This window comes from Nocardia sp. NPDC049935 (assembly GCF_055586645.1).
On record NZ_JBVJHV010000001.1, the window covers coordinates 1,346,101 to 1,365,988 of the forward strand.

Here is a 19,888-nt window from a genome sequence, read left to right on the forward strand (position 1 = left end):
GGGCAAGCGTGGTCACCATTGTGGCAAGTGCGGTGGGTGTCGCCGTAGCCGGGCCGTCCGGGGCGGCCGAGCCGGCCCGGCGCTTCGTTGACAATGCGCCAATAGTGCGGGACAGTCGTTCCGGACATCCGGCACTGTGAGGCCGGCCTGGGTGATCACGGAACAGAGGACGCGGATATGGCACGCCCCGCTTGGAGCGACGACGAGGTCGAGGCGGTACGGGAACTCGCCCGCAACTACTTCGAGAAGGAAGTGGTGCCGCACGAGGAGAAGTTCATCGAGCAGGGCCACCCGGACAAGGCGCTGTACCGGCGTGCCGGTGAACTCGGCCTGCTCTGCCCCGCGGTCTCCGAGGAGTTCGGTGGCGGCGGCGGGACCTTCGCCCACGAGGCCGCCATCATCGAAGAACAGGTGCGTGCCGGTGACGGCGCCCTCGGCATCCCCGTGCACAGCTCGATCATCGCGCCCTACCTGGCCGAATTCGGTTCCGACGAGCTGAAGAAACGGATCCTGCCCAAGGCGGGCAGCGGTGAGATGGTGCTGTCCATCGGGATGACCGAACCCGGCACCGGTTCGGATCTGCAGGCGATCAAGACCCGCGCGGTTCGCGAGGGCGACGAGTACGTGATCACCGGATCGAAGATCTTCATCTCCAACGGCTGGCTGTGCGACGGCATCATCATCGCCGCCAAAACCGATCCGGAGAAGGGCGCGGCCGGCGTATCGCTGCTGTTCGCCGAGGTCGGCGACGATACCCCCGGTTTCACCCGTGGCCGGATCCTGTCCAAGATCGGCGGTAAGGGCCAGGACACCGCGGAACTGTTCTTCGACGGCCTGCGGGTGCCCGCGGCGAACCTGCTGGGCGGCGCCGAGGGCCAGGGCTTCTATCAGATGATGCAGCTGCTGGCCCAGGAGCGGCTGGTCACCGCGATCATGGCGGTGGCGATGATGGAACGCGCGGTCGAGCTGACCGTCGAATACACCAAGGGCCGTGAGGCCTTCGGTAAACCGCTGTTCGCCATGCAGAACACCAAATTCGAACTCGCCGAATGCGCGACCATCGCCCGGACCAACCGGGTATTCCTCGACGACTGCATCACCCGGCACCTGCGCGGGGAACTGGATATCCAGTCGGCGGCCATGTCCAAGTACTGGTCGACCGATCAACTCGGTGTCGTCGTGGACCGCTGCCTGCAGTTGTTCGGCGGCTACGGCTATATGACGGAGTACCCCATCTCCCAGCTGTACACCGGCGCCCGGGTACTGCGGATCCTGGCCGGCAGCAACGAGGTGATGAAGGATCTCATCGCCCGTGGGCTCTGACCTCGACTCCTCGTCCGCCGGACCCGTCGCGAACGGGTCCGGCGGCGCCGGCGTGGCCGCACCCGCACGGCGGCGCCGGCTGGAACCCGATGAGCGGCGGGCCCAGATCCTGGCCCGCGCCATCGAGATGTTCGGTGAGCGCCCGTACGCCGCGGTCTCGACCGCCGAACTGGCGCAGCGCGCCGGGGTGGCCCGGGGCCTGATCAATCACTATTTCGGGAACAAGCGCGATCTGTACCTGGCCGTGGTGCGCCGGATGGTGACCCTGCCCCGCGCCGAGGAGTTCGCCGCCCCCGCCGGCAGCACCCGCGACCGGATCGACGCCAGTGTCCGGTGGCTGCTGGACACGATCTCCGAGCACGGCAGCACCTGGGTCAAGGTGACCAGTCACGAGGGCGTCGGCGACGATCCCGAAGTGCAGCAGATCCTGGACGCCGCCGACGACGCGGCCGCACAGCGGCTGCTGGCGATGATCGGACTCGCCGACGGCGCGGCGCACGACGAGCCGCGCCGCGCCATGGTGCGGGCGTTCGGCGGGCTGGTGAAGGTCGCCGGCCGCGAATGGCTCACCCGCGGCACGATGACTCGCGACCAGGTGCACGCGCTCCTGGTCGATATGCTCACGACCCTGGTCACCGAATCGCTGCCCCGGGTGCACGCCGAGCGCTGAGCCGGTTCCCGTGATGAGATATCACCGCGGGGCCGGGTGCACTTTCTGATCTGGAACACAGCTGTTTCGCGGGCCGGTCACGCCGATCCGGCATATCCTGCTACAGCGCCGGGCGAATCGATGAGTTCCGGGATTCGCGGGGCAGTTCGAAGGGATCGTGCATGGCAGACCAGCGGCGCTGGGCGATGGAGCGCTGGCCGGAAGTCACACCGGACCGGGACGAACCCGGGCCCGGCCGGGCGGGGCGGCGGGGTGAGAGCGAATACGAGGACTACGACGACCGGTACGACGAGCCGCCGGCCTACGACGCCCGCCCCCTGGTCAATCCGTACGCGATCGTGGCCCTGGTCGCCGCGCTGCTGCTGCTGTTCCCGGTGGCGATCGTCTTCGGACTGCTCGCGTTCGGCCATCCGCGCGGGCGTCTCATGGCGTTCTTCGCGGTACTGCTGGGGCTTGCCGAGGTCGCACTGCTCGCGGCGTTGGTCCTCACACCCGGCCGCGACGTTCCGGACGTGCTGTCCCGAATCGGCGGCACGCTGGGCGACACGACCTCTACCGCCTCCGCTCCTTCCTCGGAGCCGGTGACGGCCACCGTGCCAACGGCAGCTCCGACCGGCGCCACGCCCACCTCACGGGCGGCCACCGAATCAGGACCTGCCGCACCCGCCGCCGAGCGCGGCACCCCCTGCCCGGAGCCGGCGCTGGTGGGTGCGGGCGCCGACGGCAGCACCCTGCTGTGCCTGACCGACGCCGCCTCGGTGACCGGATACGAATGGTCGGGGCCGTTCCGGGTCGCCGACGGGGAGGGGGAGGAGGGGGCGCGCTGTGGTGCCGACGCGTCCACCACCGCCCGCACCGCCGATGGTTACGCGCTGGTCTGCGAGAACGGGAACTGGGCGTTATGGGTGTCGTGACGCGAGGCGTCCGGCGCGCGCCCGGCGGTTCTCACTCCGCCGGATCGGGTTTACGCGCGCGGCTCGGCTGAACCCGGGGCGGTTCGTTGGGCATCTTCGGATACTGCGGCGGCCAGGGCGCGTCCATGAGCCCGGCGGCCATATCGCGCTCCGACATCTCCAGCAGCGGTGCGAGGGACTGCGGCGCGCGGACCTCCCACGGGTCGCCGGATTCGTCCAGGCGCCCGGGAACGGTGGCGAGGGTGAGCTCCTCGGGAACGACGGTATCGAGCTCGTCCCAGGTCAGCGGTGTGGACACCTGCGCGCCGACCTTGGGTCGCACGCACCACGCGCCGAAAACGGTTTTGTGCGGGGCATTCTGGTTGTAGTCCACGAAAACCCGGCGTCCGCGTTCCTCTTTCCACCAGTGCGCGGTGATGTCCTCCGGGAACCGGCGCTCCAGTTCCCGGGCCAGCGCCACGGCGGCGGCCCGCACCTGATACCCGTCCCAGCGCGGTTCGAGCGCGATATAGAGATGCAGGCCGCGTGAGCCGGAGGTCTTCACCCACGATTCGATTCCCAGCTCGGCACACAGGTCGCGGGTGCGCAGGGCGGCGGTGCGCAATTCGTCGAAGCCGATCCCGGGGGACGGGTCGAGGTCGACACGCAGCTCATCGGCGACCGTGAGGTCGGATACCTTGTTCGGCCAGACGTGGAAGCCGAGGCAGCCCTGGTTCACGGCCCACAGGACATGGGCGAGATCGTGGGCGACCAGCGCGTCGCTGGTGGTGCCGTTCGGTGTGGACACCTCGACCGTGTGCAGCCAGTCCGGCGCGGATTTCGGCACCCGCTTCTGGAACCAGGATTTGCCCGACGCGCCGTCGGGATACCGTTCCAATAGCAGCGGCCGGCCGCCGTTGACCCGCAGGAACGCCGCACCGACCCGCTGGTAGTAGCGCACGAGATCGAGTTTCGTCTCGCCGCGGCGGGTGAAATACACCTTGCCGGGATTGCTGATGGTCAGGACCCGCCCGGAGACCTCGATATCGATGGATTCGCTCATTTCGACACCGGATCACCGAAGATCTCACGCAGTTCCGCCGGCGCGACCTCCTCGAGCTGCGCGTAGGTACACGATTCGGGAGTGCGGTCGGCGCGGAAACGGACCAGCCGGCCACCGTGACGGAAGCGGCCGGACTGCACATGCTCGTAGCGCACCTCGGCCACCAACTCGGTGCGCAGCGGCTCCCAGGACAGATCCTTGCCCCCGCTCCAGCGGCTCACCCCACCCGGCATGGACCCGCCCGAGGCGGCCTGGGCGGCGGCATCGGCCCAGTCGCGCCACGGATGATTCGCCAGCGCGCCCTCCCGCAGCGGTGCGAGTTCCCCGACCAGCTCCCGGCGCCGTGCCGCGGTGAAACTACTGGCGACCCCGACATGATGCAGGCCGCCCTCGTCATCGAACAGGCCCAGCAGCAGCGAACCGACACCCTCGCCGTCCTTGTGCCAGCGGAATCCCGCGACCACGCAATCGGCGGTGCGCTCGTGTTTGACCTTCAGCATCACCCGTTTGTTCTGCTGGTAGGGCTGATCGTCGGCCTTGACCATCACACCGTCGAATCCGGCGCCCTCGAAGCGGGTGAACCAGTCCCGGGCGATCTCCGGATCACCGGTGAGCGGGGTGAGATGCACCCGTCCGGGGTTCGTGCCGAGAACGGACTCCAGCAGGGCCCGGCGCTCGGTGAACGGCCGGTCGGTGAGATCGCGGTCGTCCACTGCCAGCAGATCGAAAGCGACGAAACTCGCCGGGGTCTCGACCGCGAGTTTGGCGACCCGGGACGCCGCCGGATGCAACCGCTGCTGCAGGACGTCGAAATCCAGCCCGTTCCCGGTGACGACGACGATTTCGCCGTCCACCACGCACCGGGCCGGCAGTGCCTCCCGCAGCAACTCGGCGACCTCGGGGAAGTACCGGGTGAGTGGGCGATCGTTACGCGAACCCAGTTCCACCTCCGCGCCGTCGCGGAAGACCACGCAGCGGAAACCGTCCCATTTGGGTTCGTAGCTCAGCCCGGGCCCGGGTGGTATCTCGGGCGCGGATTTGGCCAGCATGGGCCGGACGGGTGGCATCACCGGTAGATCCACACGATCCTCCTCGGGTCGATCCTCACCCGTATCGACGCCGCGGCCGGCGCCGATTCATCGCGTCCGATGATAGGAGTTCGCACCGGCGCCGCGGTGGATCCGCCGCACTATTCGTCGATCCAGCCCTGTTCGAGCGCGAGATCGGTGAGCCGTTCCCGGATGACGACGATCTCACCGGCGGTGAGCGCCGGGGAGGCGTCGAGCAGCAGTTCGGTGACCAGCCGGAGGTGCTCCTCCGCGGTCAGCCGCGGCCCCGCGCCCACCGGGGCCGCGGGGCGGGTGGCGTGCCCGCGGGGCGACCGGAGATTGATCGCCTTCGGGCCACGATCACCCTCGGTGACCTCGAATTCGAACACCCGGCCCTGCCGCAGTTCACCCTCGCCCAGGCCGATATCGTTGACGTGGACGAATACATCCGGGCCCCCGTCCTCGGGACGGATGAAACCGAATCCACGCGATCCGTCGAACGACACCAATTTCCCGCTGGCCACCACACCGCTCCTCGCCACAGTTACCGGCTACCTTATCTCCGGTTTTTCCGCGTCGTCGGTCGAAAGCGCCTTTTGCAGCGAGTTGAACACGGTGAGCCCCTGCCCGACCATCCCGTTGAGGAGTTCACCGACGCCGTCCGGGCCGTTCAGCACGGTCAGGTTGGCATTGGAGAGTCCGCGCGCGGCCTGTTCCACGATGAGGGGCAACTGTTCGATCAGCAGCTGATCGAGCGCGATCCGGTTGTGCGAGGCCGCCGCCTCGGCCTGGATCCGGGTACGCGTCGCCTCCGCCTCGGCCAGGATCAGTACCCGTTCGGCCTCGGCCTGGGCGGGTTTGACAACCTCGGCCTGCAACTGCTGTTCCCGCAGTTCGGCTTCCTTGACGGCCTGGGCGGCCTGGGCGCCGAGCACCTCCTGCTGGGCCAGCGCCGCCGCCAGCGGGCCGGCCGCGGCCGCCTCGGCCTGCGCCTTGTCGATATCGCGCTGGTACCCCGCCTTGAGGATCGCGGTTTCCCGCGAGTACTCGGCCTGTTTGCGCAGCGATTCCTGTTCGGCCTCGGCCGAGCGCTGGGCGGCCTGGGATTCGGCGATCTGGGCGTCGCGCTGTACCGCGGCGTTGTGCGGGGCGGCGAGCGCGGTGATGTATCCGAGGTTGCCGTCGTCGATGGACTGGATCTGGAACGAATCGACCCAGAGCCCGATATTGCTCATCTCCACCTTGGACGCGACCAGCACCTCGTCGGCCAGGCGCTGACGCTCGCGGATGATCTCCTCCACGGTCATGGACCCGACGATGGAGCGCAGATGGCCGGAGAAGATCCGCCCGGTCAGTACCGACATCTCCTGCTCCTGTTCGGACAGGAAACGCTGGGCGGCATTGACGATCGAGGCGGTGTCGTTGGCGACCTTGAAAGCGATCACCGCCCGGACCTGCAGGACGATGGCCTGTTTGGTGACACAGCGTTCGGAGATCTCGGCCTCGAACATGGCCAGTGAGAGATACCGGACCTTGCGGAAGAACGGCATCACCCAGGTGCCGCGGCCGATGATCACCCGGAAGGGGGTGGCATCGCTGCTCTTGGCGCCGCTGACCAGCATCGCCTCATCGGGATCCGGTACGTGATAGCCCAGCACGTCTGACTCCTCGCGTCGTATTTCGCTACGGTGCCGGGTCCGGGGCGAGAGGTATCCAGGGCACCACCTCGGCGATACGCCCGGAATCGACAGCGATGATCAGCACGGTGCTACCTGCCGGAATGGCTTCGGCGGCGCGTGCGATATACCCCTCGGTTCCCCCTCGAACGGCCACCAGGACCTCACCCAGCGTCCCGGGGCCGCGGATCGGCGAGGTCAGCTTACCGGTCGACCCGACGACTTCGTCCCGCAATTGTCCCGAACCTCCTTGCCGGACCCCGGATTCCGTTCGGTGCCGCGTCCGGAAGCCTACTGATACAGGGTGCGATACGCGCTGAGCATGGCGATCAGATGATCGACGATCTCGTCGCGGGTGGCGCGCAGCGAACCGTTGAGCCAGGCCGAGAACATACCCGCGTTGCCGCTGGCCATCGTCACCGCCGCCAGCCGCCGCCGGACCGGATCGTCGATTCGGGTGAACAGATGGTCCTGGATCAGGCGGGTGAAGGCGGGCATCACCGAGATGGTGGTCTGGCCGAGCCCGGTGCTGGAATAGGGCTCCACCAGGAACAGCCGGGATTTACGCGGATCCTCGAGAACCTTGTCCACCAGTGCTTCCGACAGCGCCCGGTCGCGGGAGGAATCGTCGGCGACCGCGAAAGCCGTCATCGGCTCCAGGAAATCGTCGGCGATCTGGCGGTAGAGCACGTCGAGGAGTTCGTCACGGCTGGCGAAACTCTCGTAGAAATAGCGGTCGGTGAGGTTGGCCCGGCGGCAGACCGCGCGCATGGTCACCCCGGCCGCTCCGGCCTCGCCGATCAGATCCAGCGCGGCCTCGAGCAGCGCGGTGCGCCGTGCCTGCTTGCGCTCCGAAAGCGTGGTGCCACCCCAGATCCGGGGTCCGCTGTCGTCCGATCGCTCATCCGCATGCACCCGTCCACAGTAGTGGGCAGGTGGGACGGCGGCCGGAGGGTGGTCGGTGACCGGCCGTGGCAGTGGTCCGGCGATCAGTTGCCCGGTGCCGGCCGGGCGATCAACACCGCCCGGCGGTTGTCCAGGTCGACGCGGGTTCGTGGCGGCGCGCCATCGGATTCTTCGTCGCGGAGCATGGTCCGGGCGGCACGGTGGTCGAGTTCGTCGCGTTTGGTGCCGTACCAGAAAGCGGTGAGCTCCTCGACGCCGGCGGCCGCGAGCCGCGCCTGCCGATCGGTGTGGGCCCGGCCGCGGGCCGACGGGAACCGCGCGTGGACCCAGCGGATCGCGATGGCCGCACCCAGCACGAACATGAGAGCGGGTGCACCGAGGAAAAGGATTTCCACGCTCTCAGGGTAGCGCCGCCGTGGGGGCGGCGGGGTCTCGTAGCAGGTGACTATCGTGAACCGCATGGTCGTGCTCGCTGTCGCGCTCTTCACGGTCTTCGCCGTGACGACCGGTTTCGTCGTCACCGGCGCCGCCCTGACCACCGTGGACCGGCCGGTCCACACCGCGGTTCTCGGGTGGCGCAGCGAACCGCTCACCACCGCGGCCACCGTGATCACGCACGCGGGTGGGTCCGTCGCGATGTGGGTGCTGGCCCTGCTGGTGTGCGGGTTGCTCCTGCGACGGGGCGATACGGCCGGCTTCGCGCTGGTGGCGGGAGTCGGTGCGGCCTCGGCGGTGCTGATTCCGGTGACGAAGCAGCTGGTCGGCCGATCACGCCCGCCCGCGGCCGATCGCCTGGTCACGGTCGCGGACCCGTCGTTCCCCTCCGGTCACAGCACCGGCTCGGCGGCGGTGGTCGGCGTGCTGGCGGCCCTGTGCTGGTTGCGGGTCCAGCGCCGGGTCGTGGCCCGGGTGGTGGCGATTCTCGCGGCGGTATTCGTGATCCTGGTCGGGCTCTCCCGGGTATATCTGGGTGTGCACTGGCCCACCGATGTGCTCGCGGGCTGGGCGCTCGGCGGGTTGCTGGTGGTGCTCGGGCTGCTGGTTCGGGCGCGAGGCGGCCGCGGGCGACATCGCTATCCCGGCCGCCCCGCCGGCGGAGCGGGTGTGTCCCGCCCGGCCGCGGCGGGGTCCGCCCGCGGCTGATCGGTCAGCCGCCCCGCTCCAGGGGATACCCCGCCGCTCGCCAGCCCGCGATACCACCGTCCAGGCTGTAGGCGGTATGGCCGGTGGTGCGAGCGGAGGCGGTGAAGCGCCGCGAGATATCGCCGGTGGGGCAGGTGAACACCACCGGATACGCGCGGGAGAACGGGGTGCCGTGGACGAACAGTTCGGTGAGCCGGTCGTCGGGGATATTGACGGCGCCCGGGATATGGGCGACCCGGTAGGCCATCGCGCCACGGGTGTCGACGACCACCGGCCGGTCGGCGTCGGTCATCGCCGACAACTCGGCCGGTGTCAGTGCGGGGGCGGCGGCGATATCGGCGTCCGGCGGCCGGTGGGATTCGGCGGCCTGCCCGAACAGGTCCGGGCGCCGCTGCTTGATATAGGACAGGTACGGCTCGAGCCGGTCACAGACGATGATCACCGCGACCACGGGTTCGTCCGTGGGGCGGCCGGGACGGGACAGCACGCGGCGGGCGGCGGCGTAGGCGGCGCCGCTGGTGGGTCCGGCGAGCACGCCGTATCCGGTGGCCAGCTCCAGGGTGGACTCGATGGCCGGACCGGATTCGACGGTGACGATCTCGTCGTAGAAATCCGGCCGGAACAGGCCCACCTCCCACATTTCGCGTTCCGAGCGGATTCCGGGGATGAAATCGGCGCGTTCGGATACCACCGCGACGGTGCGCAGTGCGGGATGGTGGGTGCGCAGATAGCTGCCCGCGCCGCGGCTGGACCCGGTGGTGCCCAGGCCGCCGAACAGATAGTCGAGCCGGGTGATCCCCGCGGCGGTGAGATCGTCGTGGATCTCCCGGCCGGTCCCGTCGTGATGGGCCGCGATGTTCTTCTCGCTCGTGTACTGCGACAGATGCCGGAACCGGTCGGGTTCGGCCGCCACGGCCGCGTCGATCGCGGAGTAGACGTCGTTGGGTGTGGTGGGGTCGGGGCATTCGGAGAGACCGGGCAGTTCGACGATATCGGTGCCGAAAAGCCGCAGCAGATCACGGACCTCCCCGACCTTGATCCGGTTGGTCATCGCCCGCAGCCCGATACCGTGGACGGCGCCCAGGATCCGCAGGGCCTTGGCGGTGTTGCCGCTGGACGCCTCGATCAGCGTCCGCCGTTCGGCACGCAGGGTGGTGAGTTCGTCGCGCAGCATCGCCCAGGCGACCCGGTCCTTGACCGAGCCGAACGGGTTGTGCGACTCCAGTTTGGCGTACAACTCGACGCCCTCGAGCCGGTGGACGGCGGGGTCGAGGCGGAGCAGGGGAGTATCACCGATCAACTCGGTGATGTGCTGATGGATCGTCACGAAACCTCGGTGGGTCCGGTACCGGCAGGTCGTGCGGGCGGCCGGTAGTCCGCGTCGGGTGTCGCCCGGAAACCGCCGTCCGCCTCCTCGACCGCCACCCTGTCCGGTACGCGGTGCATGGCGGCCGACGTCGCGGACAGATCCATGTTGTAGCCGGCGGTATTGGGGAACACGACCAGATCGCCGGGACGCGGCCGCCACGGCAGCCACACGGTACGGGTGGTGACCAGATCGCGTTCCAGGCACAGCCGCCCGGCCAGGAAAACCGGAGTGGGATCGGCGGCCGGAGCGGGATCCGGGCCGGGTAGCAGCAGCGGATCGACCATGACCTCCTGATCGGCCGGTGTCACGGTATCGCGGCCGAGGTCGAGATGGGCGAGCAGGCTGCCGTCGGCGGCCTCTTTCACGAACTCCACCCCGGCCACGGTGATCCCGGCGTGATCGGCGAGCGCTTTACCCGGTTCGAGCCAGATATCGACCATATTGTCCGCGGCGACCCGGGCGAACGCACGCCCGCCCTGGCCCTCCAGCGGCGCCGCGAGTATCTCGGCGAGCATCTCCGCGGCCGCGGCCGTATTGGCGTACTTGTGGAAGACCGGAGTACCCCGCACACCGGCCGCGTCCACCTGGTAGCCGAAGGTGCCCGAACCCCACGCCATCCGGGGACCGCGGCCCGCCAGTGATTCGCGCAGCCGGTGGGTGTAGTCGTCGAAGCGGGCGGCGTCGCCGGTGAAGACCTGGCGCAACCCGCCGCCGATATCGAGGACGGAGGGCATCAGATCGTGTGCGAAAGCCTGTTCCAACAGGAACAGGCAGGTGTCCACGGCCCGTACCCGTTCCGCGATATCCGCGGTGTCGAGGTGGAATCCGAGCCCGCGGAACGTCAGCCGGTCGCGGTGCCCGGCGAGCACCTCGAGCGCCCGGTTCACCGCCGGTACCGGGATCCCGAACCGGCTCGGCTGTGATCCGGTGAACCCACTCACCCGCAGCAGCACCGGAACCGGTGCCGTGGGCCCGGCCAGCCGGGCCAGTGTTTCGAGTTCCCACTGGTTGTCGACATTGACCGTCACCCCGGTACCGGCGAGGACACGCAGGAAGGATTCACCCTTCGGCCCGGTCACCTCGATCGCGGAATCGGCGAAACCGGCCGCCCGCGCGGAGTCCAGCTCTCCGGGCGAGGCCACATCCACGGCGATACCCCGGGCAGCGGCGGTCCGTACCAGGGCATGGGAGCGATTGACCTTGTGCGCGTAGCAGATCCGGTACCCGGCGGGCGTCGTATCCAGAACGGACCGGAGCCGGTCCACATTGGCGGCGAATACCTCGGGGAACACCAGATGCAGCGGGGTGCCGAATCGCCGGACCACCCGGCCGAGCGCGGCGCGATCGTCGAGGAAGCGGCGCACGAGCGGATCCCAGCGCGCGGGTAGTGCCGGTGGCGCACCGGCCGGGGCCGCGGGGCCGGTCATTCCCGCGGATCCATCCGCGCCGCCTCCGGCGCTTCGCCTACCGGGTTGTAGCCGCCGTCGCGCAATGCCTCGAACGCACGAACACGGTTGCGTGGGCTGCGGAATTCCGCGACCACCCGTTTGCTGTCGAGATCGATATCGGCGACCTCGACACCCATGGACTCCAGCACACCGCCGATGGTGCGGACACAGTGCTTACACGTCATATCCGGGACGTAGAAGACCCGGTCCTCGGCCTGTACCGGGATATCGTCGGCCGCCTCGGGTCCCGTAGGCGCGGCCGTCACCTCGCACCGGACGGCCAGATCCGCGAAAACATCGACGAGCCGCCCGACCACGACCGGCAGAACGCTGAAATTCCCGCCGTCCACCCGGTGGGCGGCGGCAGCGAGACAGGAGGGACGCTCACCGGGCGCCAGCAGCGCGTACTGGCGGGAGATCAGATCCAGCTCGTCGTGATAGTGGGCGATGGCCTCGGTGATACTCATGCCCTCGTCGGTCGTGGCCCGGCGCATGACTCGATGCGCGTCGCCGATGGTGGCGTCCTTCATGGCCCGCAGCGTCGTGAGGGTCCGGTCCGGGTAGTGGATCGAGCCGTCCGGCCGCGCCGTCAGCCGCACCGGGATCATGCCGCGTCGGTAGGTGGAGGCCTGCAGTTCCCAGAACCAGCGGGTGGCGACGGCGGCGAACAGATGGGAGTCGCGCATCCCGCGGGCGAATTCCACGGCCGTGCGATACGGAGTCTGGGAGGACAGCAACGCGTGCTGCGCGAGTGCCCGTCCGGCCGACTCGATACCGACCCGGAAGATATCGATCGGGTCGTGGTCGGTGGTGGTCGCCTCGAGCACACCGCGGGCCGCGGGGGTCAGCGCCGAGATCCGGTCGCCCAGCCCGGTGCCCGACCCGAGTTCCTGCCAGAGCGTGAGCACCGACTCCCGGACGGCGATCGGCACCACCGGGCCCAGGCCGTCGTCCCGGTAGAACCCGGTGTTCGGGATTCCGGCGCTGTCGATCCAGGTCATCCGATGGGTGGCGGAGGTGACCTCGTCCGCGCGGCACGGGCGCATGAACCGTTCCAGATACAGGCGTTGCGAGTAGGTCAGGTGCGTGCCCGGTTCCGGACGCAGCGCGGTGCCGGTGTAGACGAATGTTCCGCCACGGGGTGGTCGTGGCGGGGTGGCGAAGAGCCCGGGGCGGGCGAGTTCGGCCAGGATCCGCGACGCGCCGCGCCGGTCGTAGTGCGCGGCCCCGAGGTCCGCGTGGGTATCGGTCTCGGCGGTCATAACAGCTCCTCGGCCAGAATCCGGATCCGGTCGACGAAACGGTCGATATCGTCGAGACCGGTGTAGACATGGGTGCTGACGCGCACCGATTCGCGGTCCGTGGCGGACTGCGGAACGCAGTGCGTGCCGGTGCGGACCAGGAAGCCGTATTCCGCGAGAACGAAGCCCAGGTCGGCGGCCGAGATACCGTCCAGGGTGAAGGAGACGATGCCGTACCCGGTGCCGTCGTTCGCCCGGGCCGGTCCGGGAAGGAAGCGCAGACCCGGTATCGGCCGCAGCCCGGCGATCAACCGCAGCGTGAGGGCCCGGTTGTGCGCCGCGATCGCGGACATCCCGTACGACTCCAGGACCCCGAGCGCGGTACCCAGCGCGAGGATGCCCGGAATATTCGGGGTCCCGCCCTCGAGGAGGCCGGGCATCCGGCCCGCCTCGAATCCGCGGGCGGTCAGGACGGCGCCGGTGCCGCCACCGGGAAGAAAGGGCCGCAGGCCGGAATGCACCCGGCGCCGGCAGTAGAGCACGCCGGTCCCGGGGGCGGCGAACATCTTGTGGGCGGCGAAGACCGCGAAATCCGCGCCGAGCGCGGTGACATCCACCGGGAGGTGCCCACCGCTCTGGCTACAGTCGAAGCAGCGCAGCACCCGTTCGGGAATCCGGTCCTCGATCTCGGTGAGGGTGTTCACGGCGCCGAACACATGATGCAGATGCGTGACGGCCAGCAGCCGGGTGCGTGGGCTCAGTTTCCCGGCGATATCGGCGGTATCGGCGCGTCCGTCCGATGCGGTCCGGTAGGGCACCAGGTCTATCCGCCGCCCGAATCGGGCGAGGGTGTCACGCAGCAGGTACCAGGGATGGACGTTGGCGGCGTGATCGACCGGGCTGTAGAGGATCTCGTCACCGTCGTCGAGCGCGGTGAGCCCCCAGGACCAGGCCACGGCGTTGAGCGCGGCGGTGGCGCCGCCGGTGAAGACGATCTCGTCGTCGTACGCGGCGCCGACGAACCGCGCGGTGCGGGTCCGGACCGCGGCGATCCGCTGGGTGAGCGCGGTGGCCCAGGGGTAGGTGCCGCGCGCGGCGTTGGCCGTGGCGACGGTGTGATACTCGCGCACCGTATCGATCACCGGCACGGGTTTCTGGGTGGTCGCCGCGCTGTCGAGGTAGGTTTCCGCGCTGTCGGCCAGCGCGGGGAAGGCGGCGCGGACGGCTGCGGGCAGCACACCGGACGCGGTGCGCGGATCGCTGGCCGGCGATCTGTGATCCGGCGGGTGCAGGGCCGATCCCATCGTGATCATTCCTTCCGCCGAACTGCCCGGGCTGCGAACAACGATACCCATCTCCGAAACTGTGGCCCAGTAGCTTTGGCGTGCACAGGGTTTCGCGCGCGTTCGCGCGGCCGGCCCGGGATCTCCGGAATTGTCGGCGCCTCACGTTAGGGTGCCGGTATGCCCCTCACTGCGGAAGAACGTCAGTCCTTTCTGGCCGAACCCCATATCGGCGCGTTGTCGGTGAGCGCGGGGCCGGATCGCGGCCCGCTCACGGTCCCCATCTGGTATCAGTACGTGCCGGGAGGCGAGCTGTGGGTCCTCACCGGGCCGGAATCGGAGAAGATGCGCCGGATCCGGGCCGCGGGCCGGTTCAGCCTGATGGTGGAGCGGGTCGAGCCGACAGTGCGCTATGTGAGCGTCGAGGGCCCGGTGACCCGGGTCGAACCGCTCACCGACACGGTGCACCGTGCGATGGTCGCCCGTTATCTGCCCGCCGAGCGGGTCGACGGGTATCTGGCCTTCGCCGCTGCCGAACTCGGTGAGCACGTGGTGGTCTCGATGCGGCCCCAACGCTGGTTGTCCGCCGATCTCGGCTGAGGATCAGTAGCCACCCTGCAGATACTCGACGAGCTGTTCACGTTCGGTCGTGAGTTCGGACAGGGCGCTCTTGACGACATCGCCGATACTCACGATGCCGGCCAGTCGGCCTTCCTCGTCGACCACGGGGAGATGGCGGACCCGGTGCTCGGTCATGATTCCGCGCAACCCGTCGACTTCGTCGTCGGGCCCGCAGGTACGGACCTCGGTGCTCATCACCTCCGCGACCGGGAAGTCCAGCAGCCGGGCGCCGTCGCGGAGCAGGGCCCGGACGATATCGCGTTCGGTGATGATTCCGCTGATCCGGCTCCCGTCCGGGGAAACCACGGCGGCCCCGATGTTGTGTTCGGTCAGGAGTGCGAGCAGGGCGCGGATATCGGCCTCGGGCCGAATGGTCGCGACGGCGCTGCCCTTGGTGCGGAGGATCTCGGCTATTCGCATGGTTACCATCCACATGAGCGCGGGATTCCAGAATCTCGCGTCCGGTGATCGAAAGCCAGCACGGATCGGTATCGGGTGGTGGTGACGGCCCGTGACGGCCGGCTATTCGTCGTCGAGCCCCGCCGAGAGGTAGGCGGCGGCGGCCAGCCACTGCCGGCATTGTGGCCCGTGTACATCGTGGACGTGCAGGATTTCCCGGGCCTGGCGGTAGGTCAGTACGGGTGGTTCGGCGCTGCAATCGCTGCCCGCCTCGGCGGCGGCGTAATGGCGCAGCTGTTCCGGGTGGAGGCCCAGCGAATGGGCACCGGTGGCGCTGCCGACCGCGTTCCGGTGGGGACTTCGGAATGGCTGGATCATTCGGTTGCCCCTCACGTGCGATGTTGCGGAGGCGATCCACCCGACCTTCGAACCGGCCGGAAAATGCTGCGTATCGCCCCTCTGGGTGGCACGAGTCTAAGGCGGCGTTACTTACAAATGCAAGTACATCTGCAAACAACATTCGAAAATTCCGGGCGCCCGGGGCGGTGTCTCCGATACGCGACGACCGCTGGGGCGCTGCGCTTCCCGGCCCCGTGGGAGGCCGGGCGGCGTCGTGGGCGACCCGGATTCAGGGCTTTCGCGCCACCGCGCCATAGGCGGAAACCGGGCGGGGTGTGCCGGAGTCCCCGGCGTCGGGCCGCCACTGAGTGAGGGGCACGAATCCCGGGGCCTCGAGTGTGAGGCCCTCGAAGGCGGCGCGGATCTCGGCCCGCGGCCGTGGTGTGTAGGGCGCGCCGCCGGTATCGGTGTAGTTCGCGCACAGCTGCACGTAGGCGGCGCTGTCGTCGGTGCCGTCCCAGAGAACCAGATAGCTTCCCGGCGGGGTGGCGTCGAGGATCGTGCCGACGATCCCGCGCATCTCCGCTGCCGAGGACATATGCCCGAGGACACCCATGAACATGACCGCCAGCGGTCTGGTGAAGTTCAGGACGTGGCGTGCGTCGGCGACGACGAGTTCGGGGTTGCGGTAGTCGGCGTCGATGTAGGTGGTCATGCCTTCGTCGGTGGTGCCCGCCAGCAGGGTGCGGGCGTGCGCGAGCACCAGGGGGTCGTTGTCGAGGTAGACGATCCGGGAATCGGGCGCCACCGACTGGGCCACCTGGTGGGTGTTCTGCGCGGTGGGCAGTCCGGCGCCGATATCGAGGAACTGGCGAATTCCCTTCTTCGCCGCGAGAAATCGCACCGTGCGGATCAGGAACCGCCGGGATTCGACCGCCATCGTGGTGATGCCGGGATCCACCGCGAGGCCGGCATCACCGGCGAGGCGATCCGCCTCGAAGTAGTCGTCGCCGCCCATCCAGTAGTTCCAGATGCGCGCGGAGTGCGGGATATCGGTCCGGATCCCGGGCCGGTGGTCGTCGGACATGGCGAACTCCTCGGCGTGACATGTGTTCGGAAAACGTGCCGGACGCGGCCGGAGGCGAACCCCGGGCGGGAATCGAAGTCTCACTGCGACAGTACAAGACCGGTCGCTGTGGAAGTCGAATCCGGCGCGGCCGCGGCCGGATTCCGTTGTGCTCCAACGCTCGAACGGCAGTGCGGCGACAGCGCTCGGGCAGTGTCCGGGGGCTGTGGGCGCACCCCGGCGAACTTCGTGCTATCGTCCTGATGTCGGTGCAGATGCAAGAACACCTGCGAGTGCATCTGTAAGGACCGGCGGTATGCGACAGTGGCGTCAGCGACCATGAGCAAGGAGTGGGTCCTATGTCGGAAGTAATCAATCAGGTGATCGGGAGCTGGAGGAAGAGCACCTTCAGTAATCCGAGCGGGAACTGTGTCGAGTTCGCGGAGGCGGCCAACAATCTGGTGGCTGTGCGTAATTCACGATTCCCCGATGGTGGCGTACTCTTCTATACCCGTCCGGAGATCGAAGCCTTTCTCCAGGGAGCGAAAGCGGGAGAGTTCGACGATCTGGCGGGCTGAGAGGTAGCATGGGCCGTCGGCGTGGTGCGTCCTGGGCTGATGAGGTGCGCACCGTGGGTTAACCCGAAAGCGGAGACGACTCCATGATGGCAGAGCCCGAGAAGCGTGGCAGCGTACAACCCGTTGATGCGGAACGCGGCCCCACGGTTCTACGCATCGCCCTGGGCGGCCAGTTACGAAAACTGCGCGAGAGCAAGAAGATAACGAGAGAAGCCGCGGGTGACGCCATCCGCGGTTCCCATGCGAAGATCAGCCGGCTCGAGCTGGGCCGGACCAGCTTCAAAGAGCGTGATATCCGGGATCTGCTGACGCTGTACGGCGTCACCGATACCGAGGAGCGCGAGCGATTCCTCGATCTCGCGCGTAAGGCCAACGAACCGGGATGGTGGCATCGCTTCGGCGATCTGCTGCCGTCCTGGTTCGGCACCTATCTGGGTCTCGAACAGGCCGCGAGCAAAATCCGTACCTACGAATCGCATCTGGTGCCGGGTCTGCTGCAGACGCCGGATTACGCCCGCGCGGTGGTCACGCTGGGTTACGAGGATTCCGATACCGATCGCCGGGTGGCCTTCCGGCAGCGCCGGCAGGAAATACTGCACCGCGGCGATCCGCCGGTGGTCTGGGCGGTTATCGATGAGGCGGCGCTGCACCGGCCGGTCGGTGGGTCCGCGGTACACCGGGCGCAGCTCGAGCATCTGCTGGAACTGACCCGCCTGCCCAATGTCACCATTCAGGTGGTGCCGTTCTCGGCGGGTGAACATCCCGCCGCGGGAAGTTCTTTCACCATTCTGCGTTTCGCGGAGACCGAGCTGCCGGATATCGTCTACCTGGAACAATTGACGAGTGCGCTGTATCTGGACCGGCGCGAGGATCTGGCGCTGTACCTGTCGGTGATGGACCGGTTGAGTGTTCAGGCGGCTACTCCGGAGCGGTCACGGAATATCATCGCGCAGTACATCGAGGGGCTGTAGCGGAAGGGCCGGGCGGCCGGATACCGGCCGTCATCCGGGCGGGGTGATGGACCCCGCGGAAAGTAAGTATTCGCAGAACAACCGCCTCGGCGCCGAGATCGCCGAGGCGGAAATTCTCGGGTCGTCAGGCCCGGATAAAGGTCGAGGCCACCCGCCAGAAGGTATCCGGCCGCAGTGTCCCGAAGTCCCAGTCGTCGGCCAGGGCGTGCACCGTGGAGACGATCTTGTCTATATCGAAGTCATCACGGGTGGCGGCCCCGGTGGATTCGATCGCGTCGATAACGAATTCGACGGCGGTCTCACGCGATGTTCCGTTGCGGGTGCGGCCGCTGTGGACGCCGAATGTACTCATATCAATACCGTTCACCGGCTTGCCGATCGTGGCGGAATCGAGTCCGGCCGGACTGTTGCCGAACCGGGTCGGATCCGTCGGACTCTCCCGCAGCTGCGGCAGTAAACCACTGGCGAACGTTGTTGTCGGCTCACTCACGCGGCCTCCCCAATTGTTTTCCCCTGTATAGCGGTGTGGGAAGAGTCTAGGTCGATGGTGCTTTCAAATGCAAGTACATCTGCACGATCGATTCCTTGTGTGCGAAGGTTTTTCGGACGACCGCTCAGGTGCGGAGCGCCGCCACCGCGGCGGCGATCGGCGTGGTCCCCGAGACCAGTTCCAGCGTCAGTCCGGCGCTGACCGGCGCGCCGAGCAGTTCGGTCAGGACCGCCGCGACATCGGCCCGGGGGATATCGCCACGGTCCAGCCGAGGTTCGGCCAGGGTCACCGATCCGGTGCCGGGAGAATCGGTCAGGCGACCGGGGCGCAGGATGGTCCAGTCCAGGTCGCGGCTGCGCAGATCGTCCTCGGCCTGGGTCTTGGCCTCGATATAGGCAGCCCACACCTCATCGGTGCCCGGTGCCGGGGGCAGACCGGTGCCCATGGCCGAGATCTGCAGGAACCGCCGGGTTCCGACGCGTTCGGCGGCCTCCGCGAGCAGCACCGAACCGTCACGGTCCACGGTGTACTTCCGCTCCACCCCGCTACCCGGACCGGCTCCGGCCGCGAAAACGACGGCGTCCGCGCCCTGTACGGTGGCGGCCAGATCACTCACCAGCGCGCTTTCCAGGTCGAGGACCACGGATTCGGCGCCGGTGGCGTATACCTCCCGGGCATGGGCGGAATTGCGGATCAGCGAGATGACACTGTGGCCGCGGCCGGTGAGTTGTTCGGCGAGCAGCAGGGCGATCCTGCCGTGTCCGCCGGCGACGACGATGCGCATTTCCGTGGTTCCTTTCGTCGGTATCGTGCCTTCTCAACGTTCGGGTCCGCCCGGATTGCAGGCGGCGTCGACGGTCGCGTCGTAACCCACCGGCGGTCGCCACGGTTCGAGGTTCCAGCTGGGTTTGTCGGGTGCGATGAGCCGCGCCCAATCCCAATGGCAGCGGAACTGATCCCACATTCCCGGCGCCTCGGCGGCGGGGTCGGAGCGGACGACCTCCTGCCAGGCGCGGACGTCCGAGCCCGGGTAGGTCGTATCACGCCCGGCCCGGGTGGGGAAGACCAGCAGACGCGTCCCGTCCGCGTTCTCGGTCCACGCGATGTGGTCGATCAACGGCATTCCGGCATAGGGATCCACCGTCGGAGTGGGGGAACGGGTCGCGGTACGGGTGGTGGTGAACGCGGGGGTGGAGGAAACGGGGCTCGCCGTGGTGCCGGCCGTGGCGGCGGGACCGGGATCCGGGCTCGCGCAACTACCCGTCGCCACCGCGGCCACCACGGCGAAGAGACCGCCCAGGCGGACGGCGGGTCGGGCCGGCATACACGCTCCTGCGATTCGGGGCCGCCGGGTTGTTCC

The 19,888-nt window shown here is 68.4% G+C and carries 24 protein-coding genes; 7 read left to right on the top strand and 17 right to left on the bottom strand.

Annotation, left to right across the window (positions count from 1 at the left end):
* Positions 1-177 precede the first annotated feature (177 nt).
* The 3 genes from ACZ6SF_RS06240 to ACZ6SF_RS06250 all read left to right on the top strand — a co-directional run bounded on the left by ACZ6SF_RS06240 (position 178) and on the right by ACZ6SF_RS06250 (position 2,907).
* Positions 178-1,323, top strand: a complete 1,146-nt coding sequence (locus tag ACZ6SF_RS06240; RefSeq protein WP_466060898.1) for an acyl-CoA dehydrogenase family protein — start codon at positions 178-180, stop codon at positions 1,321-1,323.
* Positions 1,324-1,375: 52 nt separating this feature from the next.
* Entirely contained in the window at positions 1,376-1,993 is a 618-nt protein-coding gene (locus ACZ6SF_RS06245) for a TetR/AcrR family transcriptional regulator (RefSeq protein WP_466061358.1), read from the top strand.
* A gap of 161 nt (positions 1,994-2,154) precedes the next feature.
* Complete coding sequence (locus ACZ6SF_RS06250) at positions 2,155-2,907, top strand: hypothetical protein (RefSeq protein WP_466060899.1); 753 nt, start codon at positions 2,155-2,157, stop codon at positions 2,905-2,907.
* Between the two features lie 31 nt (positions 2,908-2,938).
* Here the strand turns inward: ACZ6SF_RS06250 and ligD are convergent, their stop codons facing one another.
* The 7 genes from ligD to ACZ6SF_RS06285 form a co-directional block, all read right to left on the bottom strand.
* A complete protein-coding gene (ligD, locus tag ACZ6SF_RS06255; RefSeq protein WP_466060900.1) occupies positions 2,939-3,949 on the bottom strand; it encodes a non-homologous end-joining DNA ligase in 1,011 nt (336 codons plus the stop codon).
* Positions 3,946-5,031 carry an ATP-dependent DNA ligase gene (locus tag ACZ6SF_RS06260; protein WP_466060901.1) on the bottom strand — a complete coding sequence of 362 codons (1,086 nt, stop codon included), beginning with the start codon at positions 5,029-5,031 and terminating at the stop codon, positions 3,946-3,948. Before ACZ6SF_RS06260 ends, ligD begins: the two co-directional genes overlap by 4 nt.
* 107 nt (positions 5,032-5,138) lie before the next feature.
* Positions 5,139-5,525: a cold shock domain-containing protein gene (locus tag ACZ6SF_RS06265; RefSeq protein WP_466061359.1), complete on the bottom strand. Its 387-nt coding sequence runs from the start codon at positions 5,523-5,525 to the stop codon at positions 5,139-5,141.
* A 24-nt stretch (positions 5,526-5,549) separates the two neighbouring features.
* A complete protein-coding gene (locus ACZ6SF_RS06270) occupies positions 5,550-6,656 on the bottom strand; it encodes an SPFH domain-containing protein (protein WP_466060902.1) in 1,107 nt (368 codons plus the stop codon).
* A gap of 25 nt (positions 6,657-6,681) precedes the next feature.
* Positions 6,682-6,909 (bottom strand): hypothetical protein, encoded by a 228-nt coding sequence (locus ACZ6SF_RS06275; RefSeq protein WP_449994567.1) that lies wholly within the window; start codon positions 6,907-6,909, stop codon positions 6,682-6,684.
* A gap of 56 nt (positions 6,910-6,965) precedes the next feature.
* Complete coding sequence (locus tag ACZ6SF_RS06280; RefSeq protein WP_466060903.1) at positions 6,966-7,589, bottom strand: TetR/AcrR family transcriptional regulator; 624 nt, start codon at positions 7,587-7,589, stop codon at positions 6,966-6,968.
* A gap of 74 nt (positions 7,590-7,663) precedes the next feature.
* Positions 7,664-7,975 carry a DUF6191 domain-containing protein gene (locus ACZ6SF_RS06285; RefSeq protein ID WP_466060904.1) on the bottom strand — a complete coding sequence of 104 codons (312 nt, stop codon included), beginning with the start codon at positions 7,973-7,975 and terminating at the stop codon, positions 7,664-7,666.
* Between the two features lie 64 nt (positions 7,976-8,039).
* Between ACZ6SF_RS06285 and ACZ6SF_RS06290 the strand changes: the two genes are divergently transcribed.
* Positions 8,040-8,723, top strand: a complete 684-nt coding sequence (locus ACZ6SF_RS06290; protein ID WP_466060905.1) for a phosphatase PAP2 family protein — start codon at positions 8,040-8,042, stop codon at positions 8,721-8,723.
* A gap of 4 nt (positions 8,724-8,727) precedes the next feature.
* Here ACZ6SF_RS06290 and ACZ6SF_RS06295 read toward each other — a convergent pair whose 3' ends face one another.
* From ACZ6SF_RS06295 to ACZ6SF_RS06310, 4 genes are read right to left on the bottom strand one after another with little or no spacing between them, the layout of a single operon-like run.
* Positions 8,728-10,050 (bottom strand): pyridoxal-phosphate dependent enzyme, encoded by a 1,323-nt coding sequence (locus tag ACZ6SF_RS06295; RefSeq protein ID WP_466060906.1) that lies wholly within the window; start codon positions 10,048-10,050, stop codon positions 8,728-8,730.
* A complete protein-coding gene (locus ACZ6SF_RS06300) occupies positions 10,047-11,519 on the bottom strand; it encodes a type III PLP-dependent enzyme domain-containing protein (protein WP_466060907.1) in 1,473 nt (490 codons plus the stop codon). Before ACZ6SF_RS06300 ends, ACZ6SF_RS06295 begins: the two co-directional genes overlap by 4 nt.
* Positions 11,516-12,802 (bottom strand): heavy-metal-associated domain-containing protein, encoded by a 1,287-nt coding sequence (locus ACZ6SF_RS06305; protein ID WP_466060908.1) that lies wholly within the window; start codon positions 12,800-12,802, stop codon positions 11,516-11,518. The genes ACZ6SF_RS06300 and ACZ6SF_RS06305 overlap by 4 nt, the downstream gene beginning before the upstream one ends.
* The gene (locus ACZ6SF_RS06310; RefSeq protein ID WP_466060909.1) at positions 12,799-14,136 is read right to left on the bottom strand and encodes an aminotransferase class V-fold PLP-dependent enzyme; all 1,338 of its coding nucleotides are present in this window, start codon (positions 14,134-14,136) and stop codon (positions 12,799-12,801) included. The genes ACZ6SF_RS06305 and ACZ6SF_RS06310 overlap by 4 nt, the downstream gene beginning before the upstream one ends.
* 108 nt (positions 14,137-14,244) lie before the next feature.
* On the opposite strand from ACZ6SF_RS06310, the gene ACZ6SF_RS06315 reads away from it, so the two are divergent.
* Positions 14,245-14,664, top strand: coding sequence for a pyridoxamine 5'-phosphate oxidase family protein (locus ACZ6SF_RS06315; protein ID WP_466060910.1), 420 nt, complete (start codon positions 14,245-14,247; stop codon positions 14,662-14,664).
* A gap of 3 nt (positions 14,665-14,667) precedes the next feature.
* On the opposite strand, the gene ACZ6SF_RS06320 is transcribed toward ACZ6SF_RS06315, so the two are convergent.
* From ACZ6SF_RS06320 to ACZ6SF_RS06330, 3 genes are all read right to left on the bottom strand, one after another.
* On the bottom strand, positions 14,668-15,105 hold the full coding sequence (locus tag ACZ6SF_RS06320) for a CBS domain-containing protein (RefSeq protein WP_466060911.1): 438 nt from the start codon (positions 15,103-15,105) through the stop codon (positions 14,668-14,670).
* Positions 15,106-15,207: 102 nt separating this feature from the next.
* Positions 15,208-15,462, bottom strand: coding sequence for a hypothetical protein (locus tag ACZ6SF_RS06325; RefSeq protein ID WP_466060912.1), 255 nt, complete (start codon positions 15,460-15,462; stop codon positions 15,208-15,210).
* A 250-nt stretch (positions 15,463-15,712) separates the two neighbouring features.
* Complete coding sequence (locus ACZ6SF_RS06330) at positions 15,713-16,510, bottom strand: SAM-dependent methyltransferase (RefSeq protein WP_466060913.1); 798 nt, start codon at positions 16,508-16,510, stop codon at positions 15,713-15,715.
* A 338-nt stretch (positions 16,511-16,848) separates the two neighbouring features.
* Here ACZ6SF_RS06330 and ACZ6SF_RS06335 point away from each other — a divergent pair, with 338 nt between their 5' ends.
* Together ACZ6SF_RS06335 and ACZ6SF_RS06340 are read left to right on the top strand one after the other, a co-directional pair.
* Complete coding sequence (locus ACZ6SF_RS06335; RefSeq protein ID WP_449994588.1) at positions 16,849-17,067, top strand: DUF397 domain-containing protein; 219 nt, start codon at positions 16,849-16,851, stop codon at positions 17,065-17,067.
* 83 nt (positions 17,068-17,150) lie between these two features.
* Positions 17,151-18,038: a helix-turn-helix domain-containing protein gene (locus ACZ6SF_RS06340; protein WP_466060914.1), complete on the top strand. Its 888-nt coding sequence runs from the start codon at positions 17,151-17,153 to the stop codon at positions 18,036-18,038.
* A 124-nt stretch (positions 18,039-18,162) separates the two neighbouring features.
* On the opposite strand, the gene ACZ6SF_RS06345 is transcribed toward ACZ6SF_RS06340, so the two are convergent.
* From ACZ6SF_RS06345 to ACZ6SF_RS06355, 3 genes are all read right to left on the bottom strand, one after another.
* Positions 18,163-18,390 carry a hypothetical protein gene (locus ACZ6SF_RS06345; protein WP_466060915.1) on the bottom strand — a complete coding sequence of 76 codons (228 nt, stop codon included), beginning with the start codon at positions 18,388-18,390 and terminating at the stop codon, positions 18,163-18,165.
* 262 nt (positions 18,391-18,652) lie between these two features.
* The gene (locus ACZ6SF_RS06350) at positions 18,653-19,312 is read right to left on the bottom strand and encodes an SDR family oxidoreductase (RefSeq protein WP_466060916.1); all 660 of its coding nucleotides are present in this window, start codon (positions 19,310-19,312) and stop codon (positions 18,653-18,655) included.
* A gap of 33 nt (positions 19,313-19,345) precedes the next feature.
* A complete protein-coding gene (locus ACZ6SF_RS06355) occupies positions 19,346-19,852 on the bottom strand; it encodes a DUF2599 domain-containing protein (RefSeq protein ID WP_466060917.1) in 507 nt (168 codons plus the stop codon).
* Positions 19,853-19,888 lie beyond the last annotated feature (36 nt).

Coding starts and splice junctions, on each gene's coding strand:
- ACZ6SF_RS06240 (WP_466060898.1), top strand. CDS start 178: ATGGCACGCCCCGCTTGGAGCGACGACGAGGTCGAGGCGGTACGGGAA.
- ACZ6SF_RS06250 (WP_466060899.1), top strand. CDS start 2,155: ATGGCAGACCAGCGGCGCTGGGCGATGGAGCGCTGGCCGGAAGTCACA.
- ligD (WP_466060900.1), bottom strand. CDS start 3,949: ATGAGCGAATCCATCGATATCGAGGTCTCCGGGCGGGTCCTGACCATC.
- ACZ6SF_RS06290 (WP_466060905.1), top strand. CDS start 8,040: ATGGTCGTGCTCGCTGTCGCGCTCTTCACGGTCTTCGCCGTGACGACC.
- ACZ6SF_RS06300 (WP_466060907.1), bottom strand. CDS start 11,519: ATGACCGGCCCCGCGGCCCCGGCCGGTGCGCCACCGGCACTACCCGCG.
- ACZ6SF_RS06305 (WP_466060908.1), bottom strand. CDS start 12,802: ATGACCGCCGAGACCGATACCCACGCGGACCTCGGGGCCGCGCACTAC.
- ACZ6SF_RS06310 (WP_466060909.1), bottom strand. CDS start 14,136: ATGGGTATCGTTGTTCGCAGCCCGGGCAGTTCGGCGGAAGGAATGATC.
- ACZ6SF_RS06315 (WP_466060910.1), top strand. CDS start 14,245: ATGCCCCTCACTGCGGAAGAACGTCAGTCCTTTCTGGCCGAACCCCAT.
- ACZ6SF_RS06320 (WP_466060911.1), bottom strand. CDS start 15,105: ATGCGAATAGCCGAGATCCTCCGCACCAAGGGCAGCGCCGTCGCGACC.
- ACZ6SF_RS06325 (WP_466060912.1), bottom strand. CDS start 15,462: ATGATCCAGCCATTCCGAAGTCCCCACCGGAACGCGGTCGGCAGCGCC.
- ACZ6SF_RS06330 (WP_466060913.1), bottom strand. CDS start 16,510: ATGTCCGACGACCACCGGCCCGGGATCCGGACCGATATCCCGCACTCC.
- ACZ6SF_RS06335 (WP_449994588.1), top strand. CDS start 16,849: ATGTCGGAAGTAATCAATCAGGTGATCGGGAGCTGGAGGAAGAGCACC.
- ACZ6SF_RS06340 (WP_466060914.1), top strand. CDS start 17,151: ATGATGGCAGAGCCCGAGAAGCGTGGCAGCGTACAACCCGTTGATGCG.
- ACZ6SF_RS06345 (WP_466060915.1), bottom strand. CDS start 18,390: ATGAGTACATTCGGCGTCCACAGCGGCCGCACCCGCAACGGAACATCG.
- ACZ6SF_RS06350 (WP_466060916.1), bottom strand. CDS start 19,312: ATGCGCATCGTCGTCGCCGGCGGACACGGCAGGATCGCCCTGCTGCTC.
- ACZ6SF_RS06355 (WP_466060917.1), bottom strand. CDS start 19,852: ATGCCGGCCCGACCCGCCGTCCGCCTGGGCGGTCTCTTCGCCGTGGTG.